Annotated in this window: 17 protein-coding genes and 1 pseudogene; 7 read left to right on the top strand and 11 right to left on the bottom strand. The window is 70.6% G+C overall.

The genetic code is table 11. The features are described 5' to 3' along the window. Nucleotides 1-245: 245 nt before the first annotated feature. Both ACZ6EM_RS31910 and ACZ6EM_RS31905 read left to right on the top strand, forming a co-directional pair. Nucleotides 246-2,141: an FG-GAP-like repeat-containing protein gene (locus ACZ6EM_RS31910; RefSeq protein WP_465773860.1), complete on the top strand. Its 1,896-nt coding sequence runs from the start codon at nucleotides 246-248 to the stop codon at nucleotides 2,139-2,141. Between the two features lie 528 nt (nucleotides 2,142-2,669). Next, on the top strand, nucleotides 2,670-6,248 hold the full coding sequence (locus ACZ6EM_RS31905) for a LamG domain-containing protein (protein ID WP_465773859.1): 3,579 nt from the start codon (nucleotides 2,670-2,672) through the stop codon (nucleotides 6,246-6,248). Nucleotides 6,249-6,470: 222 nt separating this feature from the next. Here the strand turns inward: ACZ6EM_RS31905 and ACZ6EM_RS31900 are convergent. Then, a pseudogene (locus ACZ6EM_RS31900) lies at nucleotides 6,471-6,911 on the bottom strand (flavodoxin family protein); the annotation flags it as partial. A gap of 232 nt (nucleotides 6,912-7,143) precedes the next feature. Here ACZ6EM_RS31900 and ACZ6EM_RS31895 point away from each other — a divergent pair. Continuing rightward, nucleotides 7,144-9,951, top strand: a complete 2,808-nt coding sequence (locus tag ACZ6EM_RS31895; RefSeq protein ID WP_465773858.1) for a tetratricopeptide repeat protein — start codon at nucleotides 7,144-7,146, stop codon at nucleotides 9,949-9,951. A gap of 508 nt (nucleotides 9,952-10,459) precedes the next feature. Next, complete coding sequence (locus ACZ6EM_RS31890) at nucleotides 10,460-10,642, top strand: hypothetical protein (RefSeq protein ID WP_452179598.1); 183 nt, start codon at nucleotides 10,460-10,462, stop codon at nucleotides 10,640-10,642. 99 nt (nucleotides 10,643-10,741) lie between these two features. Here ACZ6EM_RS31890 and ACZ6EM_RS31885 read toward each other — a convergent pair whose 3' ends face one another. The 10 genes from ACZ6EM_RS31885 to ACZ6EM_RS31840 form a co-directional block, all read right to left on the bottom strand. Beyond that, nucleotides 10,742-11,200: an NUDIX domain-containing protein gene (locus ACZ6EM_RS31885; protein ID WP_452179597.1), complete on the bottom strand. Its 459-nt coding sequence runs from the start codon at nucleotides 11,198-11,200 to the stop codon at nucleotides 10,742-10,744. After that, a complete protein-coding gene (locus tag ACZ6EM_RS31880) occupies nucleotides 11,197-11,652 on the bottom strand; it encodes a phosphotransferase (protein ID WP_465773865.1) in 456 nt (151 codons plus the stop codon). Before ACZ6EM_RS31880 ends, ACZ6EM_RS31885 begins: the two co-directional genes overlap by 4 nt. After that, nucleotides 11,619-11,978: a hypothetical protein gene (locus tag ACZ6EM_RS31875; protein WP_465773867.1), complete on the bottom strand. Its 360-nt coding sequence runs from the start codon at nucleotides 11,976-11,978 to the stop codon at nucleotides 11,619-11,621. Before ACZ6EM_RS31875 ends, ACZ6EM_RS31880 begins: the two co-directional genes overlap by 34 nt. After that, entirely contained in the window at nucleotides 11,975-12,775 is an 801-nt protein-coding gene (locus ACZ6EM_RS31870) for a class I SAM-dependent methyltransferase (protein ID WP_452179595.1), read from the bottom strand. Before ACZ6EM_RS31870 ends, ACZ6EM_RS31875 begins: the two co-directional genes overlap by 4 nt. 34 nt (nucleotides 12,776-12,809) lie before the next feature. Further along, entirely contained in the window at nucleotides 12,810-13,319 is a 510-nt protein-coding gene (locus ACZ6EM_RS31865) for a P-loop NTPase family protein (RefSeq protein WP_465773857.1), read from the bottom strand. Between the two features lie 83 nt (nucleotides 13,320-13,402). After that, nucleotides 13,403-14,245: a radical SAM protein gene (locus ACZ6EM_RS31860; protein ID WP_452179593.1), complete on the bottom strand. Its 843-nt coding sequence runs from the start codon at nucleotides 14,243-14,245 to the stop codon at nucleotides 13,403-13,405. Beyond that, nucleotides 14,242-15,297: a CgeB family protein gene (locus ACZ6EM_RS31855; protein WP_452179592.1), complete on the bottom strand. Its 1,056-nt coding sequence runs from the start codon at nucleotides 15,295-15,297 to the stop codon at nucleotides 14,242-14,244. The genes ACZ6EM_RS31860 and ACZ6EM_RS31855 overlap by 4 nt, the downstream gene beginning before the upstream one ends. Beyond that, entirely contained in the window at nucleotides 15,294-17,012 is a 1,719-nt protein-coding gene (locus ACZ6EM_RS31850; RefSeq protein ID WP_465773856.1) for a carbamoyltransferase family protein, read from the bottom strand. The genes ACZ6EM_RS31855 and ACZ6EM_RS31850 overlap by 4 nt, the downstream gene beginning before the upstream one ends. Before the next feature lie 5 nt (nucleotides 17,013-17,017). Next, nucleotides 17,018-17,986, bottom strand: a complete 969-nt coding sequence (locus tag ACZ6EM_RS31845; RefSeq protein ID WP_465773855.1) for a thymidylate synthase — start codon at nucleotides 17,984-17,986, stop codon at nucleotides 17,018-17,020. A 32-nt stretch (nucleotides 17,987-18,018) separates the two neighbouring features. After that, a complete protein-coding gene (locus ACZ6EM_RS31840) occupies nucleotides 18,019-19,014 on the bottom strand; it encodes an NAD-dependent epimerase/dehydratase family protein (RefSeq protein WP_465773854.1) in 996 nt (331 codons plus the stop codon). 217 nt (nucleotides 19,015-19,231) lie between these two features. On the opposite strand from ACZ6EM_RS31840, the gene ACZ6EM_RS31835 reads away from it, so the two are divergent. The 3 genes from ACZ6EM_RS31835 to ACZ6EM_RS31825 all read left to right on the top strand — a co-directional run bounded on the left by ACZ6EM_RS31835 (nucleotide 19,232) and on the right by ACZ6EM_RS31825 (nucleotide 23,135). Next, a complete protein-coding gene (locus tag ACZ6EM_RS31835; protein WP_465773853.1) occupies nucleotides 19,232-20,494 on the top strand; it encodes an XRE family transcriptional regulator in 1,263 nt (420 codons plus the stop codon). Beyond that, complete coding sequence (locus ACZ6EM_RS31830; protein WP_465773852.1) at nucleotides 20,491-21,027, top strand: N-acetyltransferase; 537 nt, start codon at nucleotides 20,491-20,493, stop codon at nucleotides 21,025-21,027. Before ACZ6EM_RS31835 ends, ACZ6EM_RS31830 begins: the two co-directional genes overlap by 4 nt. A gap of 317 nt (nucleotides 21,028-21,344) precedes the next feature. Then, nucleotides 21,345-23,135, top strand: coding sequence for a hypothetical protein (locus tag ACZ6EM_RS31825; RefSeq protein WP_465773851.1), 1,791 nt, complete (start codon nucleotides 21,345-21,347; stop codon nucleotides 23,133-23,135). Nucleotides 23,136-23,489 lie beyond the last annotated feature (354 nt).

The following is a 23,489-nucleotide window of genomic DNA, read 5'->3' as shown; positions in this document are numbered from 1 at the left end:
TGCAGGAACTTCCCCATGCTTTCCGCCTGGTGTTCCACATGGCGGACTCCGAGCCGGGAGTGATTGCATCGTGGGGTGGCGGACGAGCTCCGAGAGTTCTCGCCGCTTTATCGGATTTCCTCGTCCGGGAAAGAGGGCGCCGCCATTATCCGTCGCCTGGACCGCGCGGAAAGAGGTTTTCCGTACCCAGCGAAAGGACTCCTGTGTACGTCGCCCACCGCCCGCCGCGGAGCCGCCTGTCCGCCATGACGGCAGCCGCTGTCGTCGTCGGCGCGTTCGCCGGCCTGCCGCCCACCGCCCCCGCGCACGCGACCACCGGCTGCGGGCCGCTGGCTGCCGCGCCGGCGTCCGGCCCGAGCGCACCCCGTCCCACGTCCTCGACCTGGACCGGGAGTTGGGGCACCGCCATGAGCCTGGCCGGACCACCCGCGTCCTCGGGCGTGACGGGCCGACAGACGCTGCGCATGGTCATCCACACCAGCATCGGCGGCAGCTCCGCCCGGATCCGCCTGGCGAACACCTTCAGCCCGGACCCGGTGACCATCGGGCACGTCACCATCGCGGCCCAGGACGGGACCGCGGCCCGGAACGGGAGTCCGGCCACGGCAACCGCCACGCCCGTCACCCTGACGTTCGGCGGATCCGGCCGGGCCGTCATCCCGCCCGGCGGCGAGATCTACAGCGACCCCACCGCCTTCCCGGTCGCCGCGGACGGGAACCTGCTGGTCAGCCTCTGGCTCCCCGACGGGATCACCACCGCGCCCTACCACCCCTACACGCTCACCACCTCCTACACCTCCGCTCCCGGCGACGGCGCCGACCACAGCCAGGACACCGACGGCGCCAACCTCCCCGCCAAGTACGACTACTGGGCCTACCTCAGCGGTCTGGACGTCACAGCCGCCGGCAGCGACGGGACGGTCGTCGCCCTCGGCGACTCGCAGGTGGACGGCGGGCACACCTACCAGGACTCCAACACCCGTTGGACCGACGACTACGGGCGCGCCCTCAGGGCCCAGCCGACGCCCAAGGGCATCGTCAACAAGGGCATCTCCGGCAACCGGATCCTCGCCGACGGGACGGGAGGACGCGCCGGGTTCGGCCAGAGCGCGCTCAACCGCTTCGACCGGGACGTGCTCTCCCAGACCGGGGTGCGGAGCGTCGTGCTGTACGAGGGCATCAACGACATCACGATGGACGACGCCTCCGACACCGCGATCGAGTCGGGGATCCGGCAGTTGGCCTCGCGCGCGCACGCGGCCGGGCTCCGCTTCACCGTGGCCACCATCCCCGCCTTCCAGGGCTACGGCGACTACACCGCCGCCCGGGACCAGGTGCGCCGATGCGTGAACAGCTGGATCCGCACGACGACGGAGATCGACGGCTTCCACGACTTCGACGAGGCGACCCGCGACCCGATCAACCCGAGCGCCGCGTTCGCCGGCTACGTCTCCTCCGACCGCCTGCACTTCACCACCAACGGGAACGCGGCCCTCGCCGACGTCCTCGCCCCGCGGCCCGCCCCGGCCAGGCCCTCCCACACCTTCTCCCAGACGACGGCCGGAGCCTTCCACGGCAAGGGCACCGGCGACCTCGTCGCCCGCGACGACTCGGACGGGCACCTGTACGAGTGGGCGGGCCTGGGGGACGGGTCCTTCGCCGCCAGGACCGACCTGACCGCCGGCTGGGGCGCGTTCTCCGAGACGGTCGCCGGTGACTTCCGCGGTACCGGCCACGCGGACCTGATGGCGCGGGAGGATTCGACGGGCACCCTGTACCTGTGGGCCGGCAACGGGGACGGCACCTTCGCCGCCCGCGTCCGCGTCACCGATGGCTGGGGCCCGTTCTCCGAGACGGTCGCCGGTGACTTCCGCGGCACCGGCCACGCCGACCTGATGGCCCGGGAGGATTCGACGGGCACCCTGTACCTGTGGGCCGGCAACGGGGACGGCACCTTCGCCGCCCGCGTCCGCGTCACCGACGGCTGGGGCCCGTTCTCCCAGACCGTCGCCGGTGACTTCCGCGGCACCGGCCACGCCGACCTCATCGCCCGCAACGACACCTACGGCGTCCTCGACACATGGATCAACACGGGCGGAGCCTCCTTCACACGCCCCTTCCGGCTCACCGACGGCTGGTGAACACCGGATCTGGACGACGCGCGACCTCCCGCTGACCGCGCGGATCGCCCCTCGCAGGGTTGTGAGGGGCGATCCGCGCGTACGAACACGATGCGACCGGTGGACGACGGCGCCTTTGAGTACCGCGCCTGACCGGGGCGAGACACGGTGACGTGTGCCGACGGCTTCGATGAATCGCTCCGTGCCGCCGAATGCCTCGTAGGTGCCGAGCGGGCCGCTGACTGTGTCGTGTGCGGGATCCCCGCCCCGGCGAACCCGCGGAGCGGGGCGTAGCGCCCCACGACCGCCGCAGTGGTGGCACAGCGGACGCCGGGGCACCGGATCGCGTCGACAACTGCGGGCGTGACGCTGCTGGGGCGGCCGGGAAACGCAGGCCAGTAGGTGGGCGCTTGCGGCCTGTCCTGGCAAACCGCAACGAGCCTGTCCGACTCGGTGTCGCGGTTGCCGCCTTCTCCAAGACCGGAGCGTTCATGTGCGTTCCCCTGCTTCAGCGTGGGAGACGACGCCACCGCCGGCGACACAAGCCGGATGGCTTCCATCGAGCTGTGGGCCAAGCACAACCAGTCCCGGGGCCGCACCGGGCCGCTGCTCGTCCACGGCACGCCGAGCGGCGTCCGCGACCAGACGCTGCACCTGGTGTTCACCCCCACCGAGACCTTCCGCTTCGGGCTGTACTCCGACGACCTGGACACCGCCCAGGCCTACCCGGACCTGGAGTGGCACCACTGGGCCGCGGTGTACAAGAACGCCACCCGCGAACAGATCCTCTACCGCGACGGCATCGAGGTCGGCCGCCGCACCGCCGACGCCCCGTACACCGGCAACGGGCCGCTGGTGATCGGCGGCCTGTCGTTCGGCAACGCGTACCTGGACGGCCGGATCGACGAGATCCGGGTCTTCGACCGGGTCCGCACCCAGCGGGAGATCGCCGCCGAGCGCGACCGGCGGCTGTCCGGCCGGGAGCCGGGCCTGCTGGGCTACTGGACCGTCGACACGCCGGGCAGCCCGCCGTCCCCGATCAAGGGCTACCAGGTGGTGGCCCGGGTCGGCGGCCGGGTGGTGAAGTCGGCGGAGCGGTTCCCGTGCAACGAGTGGGCGCACCTGGCCGCCGCCTTCCCCCAGTCCTGGGCGCTGCGGATGGACAACGCGGTGGGCCTGTCGGTCGAGTCGCAGGACTCACTGGACCTGCTGGAGGACCTGACCGTCGAGGCCTTCGTCCGGATCGACCGGATCGGTACCCCGATGGGCCTGGTCGCCAAGGGGACGGTCGTCGACGGCGGGCAGGCCGGCGTCCCGTACCAGTTCGGCGTCCTGGCCGACGGCCGACTGGAGTTCGCGTTCGCCGAGGCCGACGGCAAGGCCGTCCGCTTCGCCTCGACCCAGGCCCTGACGCCCGGCGCCGTGCAGAAGGTGAGCGTGGTGCGCGAGCGCCGCCAGCCCGCGCCCGCGGCCGCCGGCAGCACCCAGCCGCCCGCGCCGGACCAGCCCGAGCAGTACATCCGGTTCTTCATCGGCAACACCCTGGTCGGCAACCACCTGTACAGCGGGCCCGGTGCGCAGACCAACACCAGCGAACTGGAGATCGGCCGCGGCCTGACCGGCGTCCTGAGCGAGGTGCGGATCTGGAACGCCGTGCGGGCGGCCGGCCAGGTCGGACTGCCCGTCACCCCGCGCGAGAAGGGCCTGCTGGCCCGCTGGGCCTTCGACGAGAACGCCGGCAACGTCGCCTTCGACCACTCGGGTTCCTTCCCGGCCAAGCTGCGCGGCGCCCGCTGGACCCGCGACCCCGACCCGGCGGCCAGCCCGCTGCGGCTGTACCGCAACGGCGAACCGCTGGCCGAGGGCTCCGTCATCGCGCAGGACTCCGCGCCCTGGAGCGAGGCCCAACTCACCCTGGGCGCCCGGCTGGAGGGCGGCAAGCCCGCCGACCCGTTCACCGGGACGCTGGAGGAGATACGGATCTGGCGCACCGTCCGGACCGCGGAGCAGATCTCCGACAACCTGTTCTCCCGGCTGCGCGGCGACAAGCAGCACCTGCTCGGCTACTGGCCGTTCGACCGCGACTCCACCGAGCCCGGCACCACCTCGGTGCGGGACGAGGGCCTGCGCGGCAACAGCCTGGGCTTCTCCGCCAAGCGGCCCCGGATCCTGCTCTCCACCGCCCCGATCTCCACCGACACCGCCCAGGTCCGCTCGGCCCTCGCCGACGTCCGCACCCCGTTCCACGACAGCATCGGCGGCGGCCCCGGCGCGAGCGAGTACGCCGACCTGCAGTACGACGCCAAGGGCGAGGCGCTGGGCGTGCTCAAGCGCTGCTACGGCTTCGTCCGGGACGGCCGCTGGCACCTGGTCACCGGCTACAAGGTCGGCGATCTGATCACCGAATGGGTCGGCCAGGCCCAGTTCGACCCGCAGCTGGTCGGCTACGTCGAGGGCGCCCCTCCGGTGCCCTCGGAGAACCTGGTCGACGGGTCCGGCGACCACACCGGGGCCTCCTCGGTGGAGTTCACCGAGGCCGAGGAGGTGGTGCAGAGCCTGTCCTCCAGCAAGTCCCGGAGCACGGACGCCGCCTTCAACTTCTCGTTCGACTTCGCGACCGACGTCGACACCATGACCGTCACCGCCCCGCTCGGCGTCGGCATCGCCAAGCCGCTGTTCTCGGGGCAGACCAAGATCGGCATCAACGGCAGCCTGGAGATCTCCAACACCTGGAGCTCCGAAACCCAGGTCAGCCAGGGCACCAACGCCGCCCGCAAGACCCGGCTGGCGCTCACCGGCTACCCCGAGGACCCGGCCAAGCTCCTCAACCCGGCCGTCGGCCGCCGCTACGTGCCCGCCAACACCGGCATGGCACTGGTGCGGTCCCAGACCGCCGACGTCTTCGCGCTGCGCCTGGCACACACCGGCGCGCTGATCGCCTACCGGATGATGCCCAACCCGGACATCCCGCTGGACTGGAACATCATTCACTTCCCGATCAACCCCCGCTACACCAAGCAGGGCACCCTGGACGGCGCGGTCGGCTTCGACGAGCGCGGCAAGGTCACCGACCCCGACTACCCGACCGCCACCGGGTACGGCGAGTACAGCTACTTCAAGCCCAAGGACGCCTACGCGCTCAAGCGCCGCATCACCCGCGACCAGCAGCGGCTGCAGGCCTACTACCAGTCGATCTCCACCGAGGCCGACCAGCGCGGCGCGAACGACCCGGCCGAGGCCCAGGCCCGCGCGGTGCTGCGCTCGATGGGCATGGACGTCGCGCCCCGCGACGACAGCCGCCCCGACGGCCCGAACGCGACGGCCGACGGCTTCTCCCACCGCGACCTGGTCAACACCTACGTCTGGACCGCCCAGGGCGGCTTCTTCGCCGAGACCACCGAGGCGACCGACGCCGTCACCGAAACCACCGCCGGCTCGTACACCTTCCACGGCTCGGCCGGCGGCTACATGGATTTCGCCTTCAGCCTCATCGACCTCGGCTGGGGGCTGCACATGGACGCCTCGGTGGGCGGCGGCTTCAGCACCACCCGCGCCAAGGGCAGGGACGCCTCCCGCTCCTTCGGCCTCGACGTCCAGTGCGCGCCCTCCGGCGACCTGCAACGCCGCGGCACCGACGGCAAGTTGGTGTACGACGCGGCGGGCCGGCCGGTACTGGTGCCGGGCAAGGTGGACGCCTACCGCTTCCTCACCTTCTACCTCGGCGGGACCAGCGCCAACTTCGACGACTTCTACCGCAAGGTCGTCGACCCGATCTGGCTGCAGGGCAGCGGCGCCCCCGACGCCGCCGCGCTGCGACAGGCCCGGCAGAGCTCCGCCAAGCCCCCGTGCTGGCGGATCCTGCACCGGGTCACCTACGTCAGCCGGGTGCTCCCGCCCGTCCCGCCGCCCGGGGCACCGCCGCTGGAGCAGGCGATGCGCGCCGAGAACATCGACAGCAACTACGAGCTGATCCGGCGCCTGGAACCGTACGTCCGCCCCGCCGCCACCAGCACCGGCGCACTGTCCGCCGCCACCCGGAAGGTGCTCGCCACCGAACTGCCCGAACTCCTGCCGCACGCCGTCGAGATCATCGACTACCTCGGCCGGTACTTCGGCCTCGACGACTGACCCCCGCCCGGCCCTCCGGTTCCCCGGAGGGCCGGACTGTCGTCGGTCACCAGCCCGGACGGCGATCACCCGTGAGGTATCGACGACCGTGAGAGCCAAGGAAGCCCGGGCGGACGAATCGCCCGAGGGCATGGCGAGTTGAGGGATACGCCATCGGTTCGGGCGCCCTTTCAGGCGAAAACAACACCCGTCGCGCCGATTCCGGGACATCGGCGCGGCGGTTCAGCGGTGCTCGGGGTTCTCGAAGTCGAAGCGGCAGCCGGCGTCCCACTCGGAGCGCTGGTTGCCGTGGGCGGGGATGCCGCCGGCGTCCTTGAGCATGCGGGCGAGGTGGAGCTGGTTCCAGGTCATGAACGTGGTGTTGCGGTTGGTGAAGTCGTTCTGCGGGCCGCCGGATCCGGGGTCGAGGTAGGAGGGGCCGGGGCCGGCCTCCCCCACCCACCCCGCGTCGGCCTGGGGCGGGACGGTGTAACCCAGGTGTTGGAGGCTGTAGAGGACGTTCATCGCGCAGTGCTTGGCGCCGTCCTCGTTGCCGGTGATCAGGCAGCCGCCGACCCGGCCGTAGTAGGCGTACTGACCCTCGGAGTTGAGGATCGATGAGCAGGAGTAGAGCCGCTCGATAACCTTCTTCATGACCGAGGAGTTGTCGCCCAGCCAGACCGGCGGAACACTCTGGCATCCTGGCCGACCTGCAACGAAAGTCGCCCACCTGTCCTCGTGAGCACGCGCTGCCCCGAACTGCGCTGCCCCATAAGGCCCGTATGACAGCACGTTCCGGGCGCGACACTCAAGCCCCTTCCCCGGCGTCAATCCCGGAGCCAACCCGGCCGGTTTGTCGGTACCGCCGCATAGGCTACTCACCAACACGAGCGAGCCGAGCCTGAAGGTGCCACCGATGCCCCACCGCACCCCGACCGCCCAGCCCCCGGTGGCCGACCCGAAGATCCCGCTCCTCCCCTTCGACTCCCAGGACTGGGCCGACTTCGAGCGGCTGGTCTGCGAGCTCGTCGAAGCCGCCGAGGGGCTCGCCCAGGTCGCCAGATACGGAACCGCCGGCCAGGCCCAGGGCGGCATCGATGTGGTCGGCCGTGCTTCAGACGGTCGCTGGTCGGCCTTCCAGGTCAAGCATGTCGCCGAGTTCCCGGCCGCCTCGGCCCGCAAGGCCTTTGACCGCTTCGTCCACGGCGGCCGTCCCCACCGCGCGACCAGGTTCGTCATCGTCACCTCGTGCCGGGGCACCCACACCCAGGTACGGGACCTCGCGCTCGAGTACCAAGCCGAGTTCCCGGATCTGCAGCTCGGCGAGGTATGGGACGCCGAGCACCTGGGCCGCCTGTTGCGCCCCCTTCCGTGGATCGTCGCGCGGTACTTCGGCGACCAGGTCGCCCACCGCTTCTGCGACGCGGACGCGTTGGCCGCCTACTACGCTGGTCCCTACGAGCGAGCAGGCACGCCCGAGGACACCGTGGGCATCGCCGTCACGGACGCCGACCCGTTCGGCCTCGAAGTGCACCGGGCGATCCAGGCCGAGGACGACGTCCCGGCCGGCGATCCTCTTCCCCCTTACCTGCGTAGGCCCTTCGACGACCAACTCGACACTGTCCTGGACCGCGCTGCGCATGGCATGAGCGGCATGGCCGTGCTGCTCGGCGACTCCTCCACCGGCAAGACCCGGGCACTCTGGGAGGCGATCCAGCAGCTACCCGACGGGTGGCGCCTGTGGCAGCCGCCGTCGCCCGACGCCCTGCTCGGCTCCCTCCGCTCGGTCGGGCCGCGGATGGTCCTGTGGCTGAACGAGATCCACCGGTACCTACTCACCACCGACAGCGGCCGGGACGAGAACATCGCCGCGGGACTGTCTGCACTCGTCCGCGATCCGGACCGGGCACCGGTGCTCGTGCTGGGTACGTGCTGGCACGAGTACCAGCAGCCGATGACCACGGCACCCGGCACCACCGACGAGACCAGGGAACGTCGTGCGCTTCTCGCGAACCGGTGGATCCCCGTGCCCTCCCGCTTCACCGAGGACCAGGTGGCCGCGCTCCTCACGATGCCCGGCCCGAGTGACAACCGGCTGTACCAGGCAGCGCGGTCGGCCGAGGGCCGCCACATCACCCAGTACCTGGCGGGCGGTCCCGCCCTCCAGGAGCGGTACACCAACGCCTCCCCCACCGCCCGCGCGGTCCTCGAGGCCGCGATGGACGCCCGCCGCTTCGGCCACGGCCTCGAACTCGTCGCGGGCTTCCTGGAGGACGCGGCCACGGACTACCTCACCGAACTCGAACTCGACCTCGCGCCGGAGGACTGGTTCGCGAAGGCGCTCCGTTACCTCTCCGAGCCGTGCCGAGGTGTGCGCGGGCCCCTGTCACCCGTCCGTGGGACAAGGGGCGACGGGCTCCGGCTACGGCTCGCTGACTTCCTCGAACACGATGCACGTCGCACCCGGAATCTCCACTGCCCCGGGGACGCCTTCTGGCGTGCCGCAGAACGGCATTCGGCGGCCCCCGACCGATCGGCCCTGGCCGGCGCCGCAGCGGCCCGTGACCGGATTTCCGATGCCGCGTCCCTCGCCCGCTCAACGGCGGACGCCGACGGCGGCACCGCACTGAACGCCCTGGCCTGGCACCTCGAACAGCGCCGCAACAAGGTCGACGCCGCCCCCTACTACGCGCTCGCCGCCGAGGCGGGTCACACCGGAGCGCAGGTCCGACTGGCCTGGCAGCTCGAACAGGACGGTAGCCTCGACGAGGCCGAGACGTGGTACCGACGGGCCGTCGGTACCGACGTGGGCAAGTCCGCCACCGTGGGCCTTGCCTCCATCGCCTGGGAGCGCGGCGAGCGGCAGACAGCACTGGAACTCTACAACGAGGCCCTCGTCTCCGGCGGTGCCCGCAGCATCGAGTACCAGGCCCGCTGGCTGGCCCGAAACGGCCGACACCAACTGGCCCTCGCCCTGACCAAGTGCGCCTTCCGGGCCGGCAACACCGAGGCGTTCACCGGGCTCGCGTGGACGTACATGAATCCGGAGGAGAAGCCTCGGGCCATCACCGTCCTCAAGCACGCCTACCACGTCGAAGGCGACGTGAACGCCCCTCGGGAGCTGGCCTGGGTGCTGGCCGATGGCGGTGACTGGGAGGGGAGCGGAGAATACGCCGAGATCGCCGTTGAGCTCGGTGAGGTGAACGCGCTGCGCGCACTCGGGAAGGCACACGCCGCACAGGGCAACCACCGCGCGGCCGCCGGGCTGTACTGGCGTGCGTACAACCTGGACCTGGACTGGGCCCTGCTCGACCTTGCCGGCCTCCGGGAGAAGGAGGGTGACCTCCGCCGCGCCGGACGCCTCTACCGGCGAGCACTCGGCGAGGGTCAGTCGTACGCCGCCCACGGCCTGGTCCGGATCCTCGAACTCACCGGACAGGAAGGGGCTGCCGAGGAGCTGGCGAACCGCTCTTACGACACCGTGAAAACACTCGCCCGCGTCCGCGCGAAACACGGGCGGCGGGAGAGCGCCGAACTGCTGCTCCATACCCTGGTCGCCAAGGGTCATTCCGATGCCCTCCTCACCCTGGGGCAGATCCGCCGAGCGGCCGGGGATCACGCCGGAGCCGAGTCGGCCTTCCGTCAAGCGGTCGCCGCCGGCGTCGACCGGGCCTCTCAGTCGCTCTCCGCGCTCAACACCGGGCCGCAGGAAGCCGCGCACTGAACCCGACCACCCTCACCCGACACCCCGGACATATGCCTACAGGGCACGTTCGGAGTCGCACCGCTCCGGGTGGACCCCCCTGAAGGAGGAACCGACCGCGTCCCCACCCCGTACGCCGCCCTGGCGGGGCCGAAGGCCGTACGAACCGTCAAGGATGCGGCTACGGCCGAGAACGACTGCGCGACCGAAAGGCGCCGGTGATCCACGTCAACCAGGGCGCGCAGCACCCTGCACGGGTGCCCGCGTCCGGCCGTGCCGGTCCGCCTCCGGAGAACCCCGGCACCGTAGGGTCCTCTCCGAAGAGACGGGGCCGACCGGTCACCCGGACCGGGGCGCCAGGAGGACGAGGGTGTCACCGTCCTTGGCAATCAGGTCGTTCCCGGCACGGGCGTCGAGGTCTCCGGTGGCGACGATCTGGCTGGTTCCGGACCAGTCGCCCCCGCTGGGGGGAGCAGTTCGGTGCGCTGGGGTTCGTCGGGGGCGCCTCGGCGTCGGCCGCCAGGAGTGCATGCCCGGCTGGGACTCCGTCGCGGCCCCGGTCCTGTGGCACGACTCCATCATGGGCGCCGTCCTCCTGCTCCGACGAACCACCGAAATGCCCGCCGACCTCCGCCCGTTGATCTACCACACCCGCAAGGCGGCCGAGAGCATCAGCGAGCTGACCACGAGCCCGCTCGCCGCCGCGATGTAGCCGTCCGCTCCGCTTCGCAGCGAACGAACAGCTGCTGCCGCCCGAGATCTTGAGTTCGGGCGGCAGCAGCTCATCGTTCCGGCGGCGCCGGGAGCGGCCTCATCTGAAGCGTGAGTACGACGGACCACCTTCCTGATACGCGGTGAGCGCGATCCTGGCGGTCGGGAAGGCCGGTTCGGGGAGGTCTGCCGCGGCGACCCATTCCGCGGCCAGGTGCTTGTCCGGCTCGGTGTTGACGAGCTCGCCGGTCCAGCGGTCGGTAGCGAAGACGAAGAGGACGAACTGCCCGAGTCCGTCGTAACTCTGCTCGACGTGGACGACGTGGACGAGTTCGAGGTTCAGGGGGTCGACCAGCAGACCGGTCTCCTCCTTGAGCTCGCGGGCGGCCGCTTCGTCGAGGGCTTCCCCCGGCTCAGCCTTTCCGCCCGGGACGGTCCAGGCCGGCCGTGGGGACCAGTTGGGGCCGGCGTAGTGCACGGCGGCGATGCGGTCGGTGCCCTTGTCGTGGACGATCACGCAGACCGCGTTCCGGCTGTTCATGACGGTGCTGGTCGTCACGGCGCGAGCTCCTCGTCGGGGTGCCGCAGGACGTCGGTGGTCCAGCCCGGCCTGGCCGTGTGCCAGCCGAAGCGGTATCCGTTGGTGCCGAGGTATGGGGCGGTGAGGGCGTGGTGGAACTCGCACCAGGCCGCGAACTCGCGCCGGGAGCAGCCGGGTAGACCGCGGCTGCGGGGGTGGTCGTTGTAGGTGTCGAGCGCCTGTCGGACGACCTCCGGGATCAGCGGGCCGCTGGTCATGGTGGTGCTGACCACCAGTTTGGCGAGGTCGTACCCGAAGGGCGCGAGGGTGAGGGAGTCGAAGTCGATGACGGCCACCGCGGTGTCGGTGACGAGGAAGTTGCGCGGATTGGCGTCCTTGTAGAACGCGGCCGGCATGTCGGCGGCCCGCTGAAGCCAGCCATCGGCCGCCTCGGGAGTCAGGGCGGGGCCGGGTACGGATCCGGAAGCCAGGAGGCGCCGGAGCCGCTCGCGCCGCGGCCGTCGACGAACCCGTCGATGGTGGTGCCGCCGCTGGTGAAGGCCGTGTCCAGGCGAGCGCCCTTCAGCACACTGAGGTAGGCGGAGGTGTGCTGGTGGCCGAGGAGGTCGGCGAGGAGGACCAGGTCGGCCGGACCGGCGTGGCGACCGTCGAGGTGCTCGTAGACAGTCTTCCCGGAACGCTGTCCGACGACCCGCGGTGTGCGAACATCCGGGTTGACACTGGTGAACCACCGCTGGTGGGCGAGGGAGCGCTGTTGGAGCAGCGGGTGGTCATAGGTCTTGGTGAAGGTCCTCATCGGCGGGCGGCCACCACGTAGGTGACGGTCGAGGCGGTCTCCAGCGGGCCGTCACCGATCGTCTGCCGCAGCTTCTCGGCGATCTGCCTCGCATCGGAGGGGAGTCGGTACTTGGGGTTGGTGGCGGCGTAGGCGGCGATGTGCGCGGCGCCGGTGAAGCGGAAACGGTGCTCGTCGTGGATGATCTCCCGGACGTCGAGGCAACTTCCCACGATGTCGGCCTGGTTGTCGCTGTGGAAGGTCTCGTACAGGCTCGGTCGGTCGGCCGCCTCCGGGTCCAGGCCGCTGGCGGCGATCGCCTCGTCCAGCTCCTGGTAGCTGTCGGCGGACTTGGTGACCGTGATGGACAGCCCGCCGGGCGACAGGCAGCGGGCGATCTCCGCGACCACGGCTGCCGGCTCCGGCGAGTGGTAGAGGCAGAACGCGGCCGCGGCGACCGCAACCGAGGCGTCGGGCAGGGCGATGCTGTGGAAGTCGCCGCGCATGTATCGCACGCCCATCCGTCCGGCCAGCCGCCGCTGGGCCTCGGTGAGCAGGGCGGCGGACTGGTCGAAGGCGATGAGCTTCGGCGGGTCGAGGCGCTCGGCGAGCGCGACGGTGGTGGTGCCGCGCCCGCAGCCGATGTCGAGGACGGTGCCTCGCGGCCCGTCCGCGGCGAGTTCCGCGATGACGGCGGCCGGGTGTCGGCCGAAGGTCTTGGCGCGGGCGAGTGCGGTGGTGCGCTGGGCGAGGCGGCCCGCGTCGGAGTACAGGGTGTCGCGGACGCGGTCGGTGTCGAGGAACGGGTTGGCGGTCATGGACAGGTGGAGCCTTCCCGGGGAGGGGGTCAGTTCATGTTCGGGGAGGCACGCCCTCGACGAAGCGGCGTGCGGCCCGGCGGCTGGTGAGGGTGACGACGCGGGCGTGGCCGGCGTGTTCGGCGATCAGGGCGCGGATCTTGGGCCGCATCTGGCGCCGATAGCCGAGGACGTAGCGGATGAAAGCCCAGTGGATGCGGTCGAAGACGCCCTGCTCGGTGTGCTGGCCACCGCGGTAGCGGCGGCGGCGCTGCAGGATCCCCCAGAGGCAGACGATCGGGGGGATGTCGAGGAAAACGACGGTGTCGGCTCGCTTGAGGCGGATGGGGAGGGTGGAGGCGAAGTTCCCGTCGATCACCCAGCGCGGTTCGGCGACCAGGTCCTCCTGGATCGCCGCGAACTTCTCGGGCGGCAGGGTGTTCCAGTCGGCGTCGTAGTAGACGCCGTCGAGGTGGGTGACGGGGGCGTTGATCTTGGCGGCGAGCTGGCGTCCGACCGTGGTCTTGCCGCTGCCGCCGCAGCCGATGATGGCGATCCTGTCCATGTCGCCACAGGCTACCGAGCCGTGGGACGGACCGGGTCGCGCTCGGCCCTGGCCGGTGGCCGAGGCGGTGCGCTCCGACCTGCTCACCGTGCCTCGACGGGCACCAGAACGGCCCGGTCGAAGTCGAAGCGGACCTCCCGGCCGGGGCCGGCGACATCGGCACAGGACAGGTAGACCCGCCCGTCGGGCGCGATCTCCAGCTTCTCCACGACGTCGCTGGGCGGCGGGCACCGTTCGGGCAGCAGGATGTCGGTGTTGACCTTCATCCCGCCGAGGCCCATGGCGGTCAGCCGTTCGTGGAGCTCCTGGGTCTGTTCCCAGGTGACGGTGGTGACGCCGCTGGTGGCGGCGTTGCCGACCGGACGGACGCGGTGCAGCATCAGGTCCTCGGCACCGAGGTCGCGCAGTCGCTCGGCGAGCGCCGGGATGGTCGTGATGTTCTCCCCGGTGAGGGTGCAGGTCGCGCCGAAGGGGAGGTCCCGGCCGAGGGCCCAGGCGAGGGTGTCGAAGGCGGCCTCGAAGGAGCCCGGGCGTCGGATCCGGTCGTGGGCCTCGGCGGTGCCGCCGTCGAGCGAGACCCTCAGCATGTCGAGGTGCTCGGCGGCGCGGGCGAGGAAGGCCCGCCGCTTGTAGCCGTTGGTGCAGATCTCGGTGCGGTAGCCGAGCGACTTGGCGACGGTCAGGACGGTCGGCAGGCCCTCGAAGAGCAGGGGCTCCCCGCCCAGCAGGCACACCTCGCGGCAGTCGAAACGGGCGAGGAAGTAGGTGAGGGCGGCGGAGGCCTGGTCGATGGTGACGGTGTCGGGCCGCTTGAGGTCCTCGCCGTGGTAGCAGGTGGTGCAGGAGAAGTTGCAGCGGAAGAGCAGCTCCAGGTAGAGCTTCTCGACCCGCTGGATGCCGGGGAGTACGGGAGGGATCGAGTTCACGTACGGTTTCCTTCCGTCGATGGGAGCGGGGCCGGCGTGTTGTTCAGCACGCGGTCGAGGGTGCGCAGTTGGCGGGTGAGACGGAACCGGTCGAGTCCGTCGATGCAGCGGGCGATTAGGTCGGCGTGGGCCTGGCTGCCGGTGATGCGGGTGAGCGCGGTGACGGTGGCCAGTACGTCGGGACCACCGGTGACGACCAGCTCCCGCGGCACCACCGCGTCGGCCCCCCGGATGGTGGCCGGCACCAGCGGCAGGCAGCCGGCGAGGACGGACTCGAAGATCCGCTGGGTGAACTGGCCGCTTCGCGCGTACCGCTCGGGGGCCAGCAGCACGGTGGTCACCGAGGCCTCGTAGAGCGGGGCGACTTCGTCGAACGGGATGCGCCCGGTGAAGTTCACGTCCGGCCACCGAGCGGTGTCGGTCCACTTCCCGGCCACCCGGTGCGGCAGCCGGGCTGCGGCCGGGGCGAAGTACCGGTCGAAGGCGGCATCGCGGTCGTACTGGTTGCCGATGTACACCAGCGGCACCGGGCGCCCGTGTGCGGCGAGAGCGGCGGGGTGCGCTCGGTCGAGCGCGTCGTCGTCGACAGGGAAGAGCAGGCTCTCGGTCCCCGGCGAGGGGTGCAGTGCCGGTTCGCAGACCTGCACGTGGCCGACAGCTCGGAGCGGGTCGTCGGAGGACAGCTGCTGGTCCTTGTCCCAGAGCACCGTACGGATGCCGAGGTGGTGGGTGTAGTGGTCGAGGAGTTCCTGCTGCCGGTGGAGGTCGCAGGTGTGCCCTTCGCTGCCGCACGGGGTGGTGTTGCGTCCGGGAACCGGCCAACGCCACTCCAGGACCAGGGCGTCGATCTCGGGCAGGCCGCCGTCCCACTGGTAGTGGGCGGTGAGGTCGGTGCCGGCCTCCGCCAGGTCCCTGTCGGCCTGCAGCGGGATGACGTCATGGCCGCGGGCGGTGAGCCCGTCCAACAGGGTTCGGCGGTGGCTCCGCCCGCCGTCGGGGGTGTCGGTGATACCGGACCCGAGGAAGCCCCAGAAGCTGTAGCCGATCCTCATGCCTTGGTCACCCACCAGTCCCCGACCAGGAGCGCGTCCAGCCCGGACTCGGCCAGGCAGTCGAGGGCCATCTCCGGGGTGCCGCACATCGGCTTGCCCTTGACGTTCAAGGAGGTGTTGATCAGCACGGGCACGCCCGTGATCTCGGCGAAGGCCGCCAGGATCCCGGCGAGGAGGGGGTTGTCCCTGGGCGCCAGCGTCTGCACCCGAGCGGTCCCGTTGGCGTGGACGACGGCCGGGATCCGCTCGTGGGCCACTTCGGTGACCGGCGAGGCCATCGACATGAACGGCGCTTCCTGGCCGAGGGTGAAGTAGTCGTCGGCCCGATCGGCCAGCACGACCGGCGCGAACGGGCGGAACGGCTCCCGGAACTTGACGGTGGAGTTGAGCCGCTCCACGACGCCGTCCCGTAGCGGCGACGCGAGGATCGAACGGTTCCCGAGCGCCCGCGGCCCGGCCTCGCCGTTCCCCTGGAACACTCCGACGATGGTCCCCCGGGCGAGCTCGCCGGCGACGTGTCCGGCCGGATCTAATAGTCGCTGGGCGGTCATGCCGGGCCGCGGCTCGGACGGCAGTTCCAGACCGGGGAACGCCGGCCCGAGGTAGCAGGACCGAGCCAGACCGGCCGGAAGGTTCCCGTGCCGGCTGAGGTGGACGGCGGCCGCAGCGCCGATCGCCGTGCCGGAGTCGCCGGGCGCCGGTGGAACGGCGACCTCGTCGAACAGTCCGGAGGCGATGATCTTGCCGATGCTGACGCAGTTCATCGCGACGCCGCCGCCGACGCACAGCAGCCGGGCGCCCGTCCGCTCGCGGGCGATCCGTGCCAGGTACAGCATCACCTGCTCGGTGCGTTCCTGGAGGGCGGCCGCGAGGTCCGCGTGGACCGGCTCGACGTCCTCGTCCGGCCGCCGGGGCGGGCAGCTCAGCGCCGTGAAGGCGGCCGTCAGCCGCGGGTAGCGGCTGTCCATGACGCGCAGCCCGATCAACCGGTGGTCGAGTGCGAAGCCGTCGGTGGTGAGCCGGACGGCCTCGGCGAACAGCGGCCGGAACCGCTTCGGGTCGCCGAGGGCGGCCAGCGCCATGACGGTGCCCTCCTCGTCGCCCCGCCGCCAGCCCAGGTGCTCGGTGACCGCGCCGTACACGTAACCGAGCGAGGCCGGGTCGTCCTGGGCGTGGACGATCCGGTACGAGCAGCCGTTCGCGCTCCGTCGGGCGTGCCCGATCGTGGTGGCCTGCACCTCCCCCAGGCTGTCCACCACGAGCACGGCGGCGTCCTCGTAGCCGGAAGCGGCGAAGGCGTACAGCCCGTGGGCCCGGTGGTGGAGGACGGGCTGTACGGAGGCGTTCGGGAAGGCTCCGGACAGACGCGCCAGGCGTCCGCGGGTGTTGGCCGCGACCTTGGCGAACGAGCGGGCCCTCGGCAGCGCCCTGGCCGACGTCGCCGGCCGCACGGCGTGGGCGAGCGCGGCGGGAACCGCCCGCAGGTAGAGCTGCGGCGTGAAGTTGTACGCGACGGTGTCGACGTCCGCGCGGGCCAGGCCCGCCTCGTCCAGGAGCCATGCCACGGCCAGGGTCGGGAAGCGCTTGTCGTGCTTGACGCCGCTGAGCCGCTCCTCCTCGACGAAGCCGACGAGCTTGCCGTCGACGACCAGGGCGGCGGCGGAGTCGTGGGTGTAGGAGCACAGGCCCAACACGGTGCTGCGGTTCGCGGTCATCCCGGTCACCTCTTCGCCGGAATCGCCGGTGCCGGCATCTGGGCGAGCGGGACCCTCTGCTCGCGCTGGTCGTACCAGAGCCCCATCGCCTCGGGCAGCGGTCCGGGCACGTCGGCGGCCCGGGCACGGGCCTCGTCGCACCGCCCGGCCTTCCAGAGCCGGTAGCTGGCCAGGACCGCGGCGAAGCCGTCCCAGACCGGATGCCCGACGGCCTCGCCTGCCGTCACCTGCTTCAGCACCGGGTCGAAGTCGTCCCACGGGACGCCGACCGGCTGCCACCGTCGTGAGGGCTCCTCCTCGACGGGCAACTGCCAGGCGCTGTCCTGGTGTTGGGTGTACAGGTGCAGGGAGTCGACGTGGTGGTGGTAGTCGCCGACCTCGACGCCGAGCCAGCCGGCCATCAGTTCGTGCAGAACGGTGGTGGTGATCAGGTCGTACGGGAGACCGAGCCACACGTCCTGGCTCCGCATGCTGGTGTGCATCTCCAGGCGGCCGGCACGCAGGTAGAAGCGGTATCCGAGGGTGCAGGGGACGTCCTTGTGGCCGGCGGTGTCCCTGCTGGGGTCGAAGATCTGCACGACGGCCCGACGGCTCTCGCTGTCGCGCGTCAACTGGCCCCGGACGTAGTCGAGCTGGTCCAGTTGCCCGTGCCAGCGCCGCAGCCGCGGCCCGTAGGCGCCCTGGAGGGCGCCGTGGTCGGTGAGGGCGGCGAGGCGGCTGTTGAAGTCGTGGATCCAGTCGGCGCTGGAGCCGGAGAGAATCCAGACCGTCTCGGCGGCGGCGAACGCCGGGTTGAGCACCCGGTGCGGGTCCAGGTGGACGAGCCGGGCCGTGGGGTCGGTCAACTTGAGGTAGGCACCCATGAGCTCGGCCGTGGCCATGCCGCGCGGCGCGACGCTGCGGCCCTGGCTCAGGATGGTCTTGCCGGCACGGGTGAACAACGCGTTCGCGCTGTCGGCGGCGGTGACGAACACAGTGACTCCGTTGGACGTCGGGACGGGACCGTTCAGGCGCTCGCGAGCTGCGGGGAGTTGGCCGTGAGGTGGGCGAGCTGGCGGGAGATGCCCTGGACGAGGGCGGTGCGGGGCTTCCAGCCGAGGAGTTCACCGGCCCGGGAGCGGTCGGCGAGGGTGGCGTCCACGTCGCCGGGCTTGGCCGGCATCCGGTTGACCGGCACGGGGCGGCCGGTCAGTTCCTCAATCGCGGCCAGGACGTCGAGCACGCTGGTGCTGACACCGGCGCCGATGTTGAGCACGGCGCTTTCGATCCCGGTGGTCGCGGCGGCGATCGCGGCTTGGACGACGTCGCCGACGTACGTGAAGTCCCGGCGCTGGTCGCCGCTCCCGTACAGGTTCAGGGCGGGACCTCCCAGCGCCGCCGCGAGTGCGCGGCCGATCAGCATGTCCGGCCGCTGACGCGGGCCGTAGACGGTGAACAGCCGCAGCGCCACCGCGGTGACCGCTGACGAGGCCTTGCCCGCGTGGGCGAGGCAAAGCTGCTCGCCGGCCAGCTTGCTGACCGCGTACGGCGACTCCGGCGTCGGCGTCCGCTGCTCGCCGGACGCGCCTTCGAGGATGGTGCCGTACACGCTGGACGACGAGGCGTAGACCAGTCGCGGAACGCGGACGTCCTCGCAAGCGGCCAGCACCCGCTCGGTCGCGAACACGTTGCAGCCGGTGTACTCGGCGAACCGCTCGCCCCAGGACCCGCGCACCCCCGGCAGGCCTGCGAAGTGGAAGACGGCGTCGGCCTGGAGGAACAGCGCCGCGAGCGGGCAGGTCCTCAGGTCGGCGACGACGAAGGTGAAGCCCGGGCTCCCCAGGGCAGCCCCGAGGTTCGCCGCCGCCACCGGATCGGTCTCGGGATCGCGGCGGTCCACACCGACGACGGTGACCCCAGCCGCGAGGAGCGCGTCGACCAGGTGCGAGCCGATGAAGCCGGCCGCTCCGGTCACGACGACCCTCTTCAACCCGTGACGCTCCACGCCGTGGCGATCGTTCATGAAGTCTCCTGAGTGCAGGGTGAGTTGGTGCCGCTGGCACGCACGTTTAGCTCCGCCGATCAGCGGAGCCTTCGGACGACTGCATCCAGTCAACGGCCCTCGGAGCACCACGGGTCAGGAAGAACTCGGCAGCCCGCACTCGCGGACGACCGGAAAACTTGACCTTCCCATTACTCGAAAGCGTGCGCGCCAGTAGTCGCGGCGCTACTTTGTGCACATGGCGGACAACCTCGCACTTCGCCGATTCATGGACGACCTCGGCCTGACACAGGCCGAGTTGGCCCATCGCGTCAACCTGGAGATCGGCCGCCTGACGGGAAAGCCGGGCACCGTATCAGAGCGAACGGCCCACAACTGGCTGACGGCCAAGACCAGTTGGCCACCAGCAAAACACCGGGAAGCACTCAGGGCAGTATTCGGGTGTACTGGTCCAGACCTCGGGTTCGTTCAACCCGGGCGAGGCAATCGCGTGCACCCGGAGGATGATGTGAAGCGACGAGCTTTCGTGACCGCCGTGACCGGAACCGCCCTCGCGGTCGGGTCCCCCGCCGTGGCAGCGCCCCGCAGGATCGGCCACAGCGACGTGGAGCGGCTCAACACCCGGTTCGCTGAGGTGATCGCCAGCGACCATCGACACGGAGGCAAGCTCAGCATCGAAGCGCGGGCCGAAGCACTTGCCGACGAGGCGCTCGACCTCCAGCAGCACGGGGCCGCCAGCCAACGCGTCCGCGCCGCACTCTTCGGTTGCGCCGCGTCCTTCATGTCCTCCGCACTGTGGGCCGCCATCGACGGCCGGCGCTTCGACGCCGCACTTCGCCATCACGAACGAGCCGCGAGCCTGGCCGCGATGTCCGGGGACGCCGCCATCCAGTTCCGCATCTGGTCCCACGCTGGCAGCCTCTACCGGCACATGCGCAAGCCGAACGAAGCCCTCGCGGCCAACAACGTCGCCCGCAACCTTCCGATCGCCCGCCGCGATCCCCTGTTCGCCTCCCTCGGACACTCCCGACACGCCGCGATCCACGGCCTCACCGGTGACGTGAACGCCGTCCGCCGGTCCGTCGGCCGCGCCCAGGACGCGCTCGACCGGGCGGGCGCCGGCGAAGTCCGCCCGGTCTGGCTGGCGGCGCACTACGACCAGGCCGAGCTCGACTCCCTCGCACTCGCCGCCCACCTGGCGCTCGGCCGCTACGAGGACGCCGAGTCCCACGCTCACCGAAGCCTCGGCCTGCTCCGTCCTCACATGCAGCGGAGCCGCGCCATCACCAACGCCCGGCTCGCCCGCGCCCAACTCGGCCAGGGCGACCTCGAACCGGCCGTCGCCACCGCCATGGCCATCCCGACGGGATTGGCCGCGCACCCCCGGGTCGCCGGCATGCTCGACCGCTTCGGCTCGGCCCTGCTGAACGTGGCGCCGAACAGTCCCCATGCGCAACTCTGGGACCAGTACACCGACGACACCCGGAGGACTCCCGCGTGACCGAGCCGGACCTGCACCACTTCACCGAGCTGACCCCCCTCGCACGCCAGACCCTGATCGACCTCTACGCGGATGTGCGCGCACCGCTGCTTCACCTCCCCAACTACGCCGTCACCACGTTCGCCGAGCGCCTCGACCGCCACGGCGGCGAGCCCGGCTTCGAAGCCGTCATCGGCTACGACGAGAACGAACCGATCGGCTACGCCTACGGCAACACCATCCTTTCCGGCGACCGCTGGTGGACCCGGATGTCCAAGCCGATGGCGCCCGAGCTCACCGCCGACCCGGTCTTCGCCCTCAAGGAGCTGGGAGTCCGCACCCCATGGCGCGGCACGGGCGCCGCACGCCGCATCCACGAAGAACTCGCCGGCAACCGCCCCGAGGAGCGGATCACCCTGATGGTGAACCCCGCCGCCGGCGACGGCAAAGTGCTCGCACTGTACGAGGCATGGGGGTACACCGCGGTCAACGAGGTCCAGCCCAACCCTGACGCGCCGCCGCTCGTGGCGATGATCAGGAAGTGCGTGGTCTGAGGACCCGGCCAGGCTCAGCGAGCGGACCGGCCGTACAGATCTCATCGCGAAAAGGGAGTGACTGGAGCCGTCTACAGCAGGACTATGAGACGTAGGTCTGGTTTTCGGCTGATCCGCCGAGAATCAGTCAGGTCGAGAGGATCTGCGTAGTGCCCCGTCACAGAATCACCCTCAGGTTCGCCCAGGTCACCTGCATGGGCTGCAGCGGCGTCCGAGTGCGAGCCCTTCCCTGTTCCGACTGCCGCCGGCAACCCGACCCCTGGGAGGTTGACCCTGGGCAGCAGGCCAGGGCTCAGGCGGTGAAGGACGCCCTCCACATGCTGGACACCTCAACACCGTCTCCGTCGACTCCTTACAGCCCGACAGTACTACGCCCCGGGCTGCTCAATGATGTCACCGCAGGGCTTGACTCCTTCCTCGCTGCGGCACAGGCCGTAGCCGTCGGCAGCGAGGGAGCAGCCGGCCTTCTTCAGGACTCGGTCGGCGCGCTGATCGGACTCCGCGAGGAAACCGGGGCCATGTTCCAGCGCCCCCAACTGGCACGAGCCAGGGCGGTGCGTCGGGTCGTCGAAACCATGGAGCAGATTCTCCGCACCTTCCTGGGAGCCATCAGCGCGTCGTCGCCGCTGGCTGCGCAGACGCTGGCCAGCCAGGCGCAGGCTCAACTCGACGGGGCCACAGAAGTCCTGGGCGAGATCAGCTGGCTGGCACGGGCAACGAACCAGTTGGACTCCGCCTCCGATCCGGAGGACGTCGCGGACGTCCTCCTTCAACAGGCGTTGATCTTCCATTCCTCCGCCGATCTGGTCGAACTCGACGCTGCGGGCCGAGACGAACTCGAGAGTCTCCTTGGAGTTCGCGGATCCAACGGCTGCGGTCTGACGTTCGCCATGTACGACGTCCTTGCCCGCACCGCGTGCGATCGCCAACGGTTCATACAACTCATGACCCAGGCCTACTCGTTCTTGAACGCTCACGCGAGTGGTGTTCGCGCCCTCGTGGCTGACGGCGTCTTCGAGGAGGACGTGCGGGCGGCACACCTTGAAGTGTTCGACAGCTGTACACGGATCACATCCGCCGTCCAGCAAGCACAAGTGACGCGACAAGCCGGGCGGGCCCTGATCGACACTGCGGCTGCTCTGGTGGAGGGGCCCGGCAGGGTGATGGCGGCGCTGATGCTGCTGGCCGGCGGCTACAAGTCCAAACCTTACGGAAAGCTCCGCTACGACGACGCTACCGCGACCATCCAGGCCGCCCGGCAGCGACCGGAGCTGGCCGCCCTGTTCCAAGGGCTCGACGGCGACCTGCGCAACGCCCGTGCGCACGCATCGGTCCGGTACTCAGAGGACCGCATCGCGATCGACTTGCGTTCGGCGCAACGGAGCCTGACGTGGGAAGAGGTCGTGGACACGATCCTCACGGCACAGGAGGGCATGCTGGCCATGCATGTCGCACTCACCGTCGTGCTCAGCGAGCACGGCATCCAGAACTTCGGCTCCCCTGACATCTACCGGGACTGCGGCATGACACCCCGGCGAGTGGTCAAGATCCTGGTGGAAAACATCGGCTGCAGCGATCTGCAAGTCGAGGCCGACGGGCCCCACTGGCGTCTCGACGGACGCATGACGGACGACACCCGCACGCTGAGCTTCCTCGTCACGGCGCTGCTGCCGTTGCTACCTCAAAGTGCGACCACGCTTTCACTGACCGGCAGATACGCCGACGGTGCTCACACGGCCGCAGGACCGCTCGAACCGTGGCGTGCGTTCACCAGCCTTCCGGCCGACAGCGAGGCCTACGTGACGGGGATGATTCGCGCCCAGTTGCTGTGGTCCTACGACGGCGACCAGTACTTCCCAGGGCCGCCGCTTCGCAGGTGGGCTTCCCAGCAAGCAGCAGAAGCAGTGGACCGCCTTGCGCCCGAGGCGGTGCGGCGACTGCGGGAACTGCAGGCCCTTGCCGCATTGGCGGAGGACACCGCCCTGCGCGAGGCGCTGGCCGCGGCGATCAGAACCGTGCGCCTCGGCCGGCCCGACACAAGCGACAAGGTCGCGATAGAAAATCTCAGGACCTGGCGCAGCCGCCCGGTGGCGTTCCCCCGCCGATGAGCTTCTCGACGCGTCACGCTGATTGTCGTCGTCCCGTTCCGGAGAGCGCGAGCAGGGATGAGCAGGTACTGGCGGTGTCGTCGGCATCGCCCGGTCGGTAGTCAGCACCCACAGATCCTCGGAGCCACCATCAGGCGACAAAGTACACACGTCCAATGATCAATTTCTGACTGCTTTCTTCCATCGGAGGCGCAGGAAGACGGTCGCCGATGCGGATCTTCATTTGACCGGCTGAACCTACCCAGCACGGGGCTCCCCACCCCGCCTTGGCCGCTCTGGACGACAGCGAGCCCCCTCGTCGCGGGGTTGGCGCCCGACTACGGCAGGCCGAGACCAATGCGACTCGGGGCGGTC

It is taken from the genome of Kitasatospora sp. NPDC041917 (assembly GCF_055589745.1).
The sequence above is the reverse complement of the archived record's forward strand: the minus strand, read 5'-3'. Positions and strand labels throughout refer to the sequence as shown.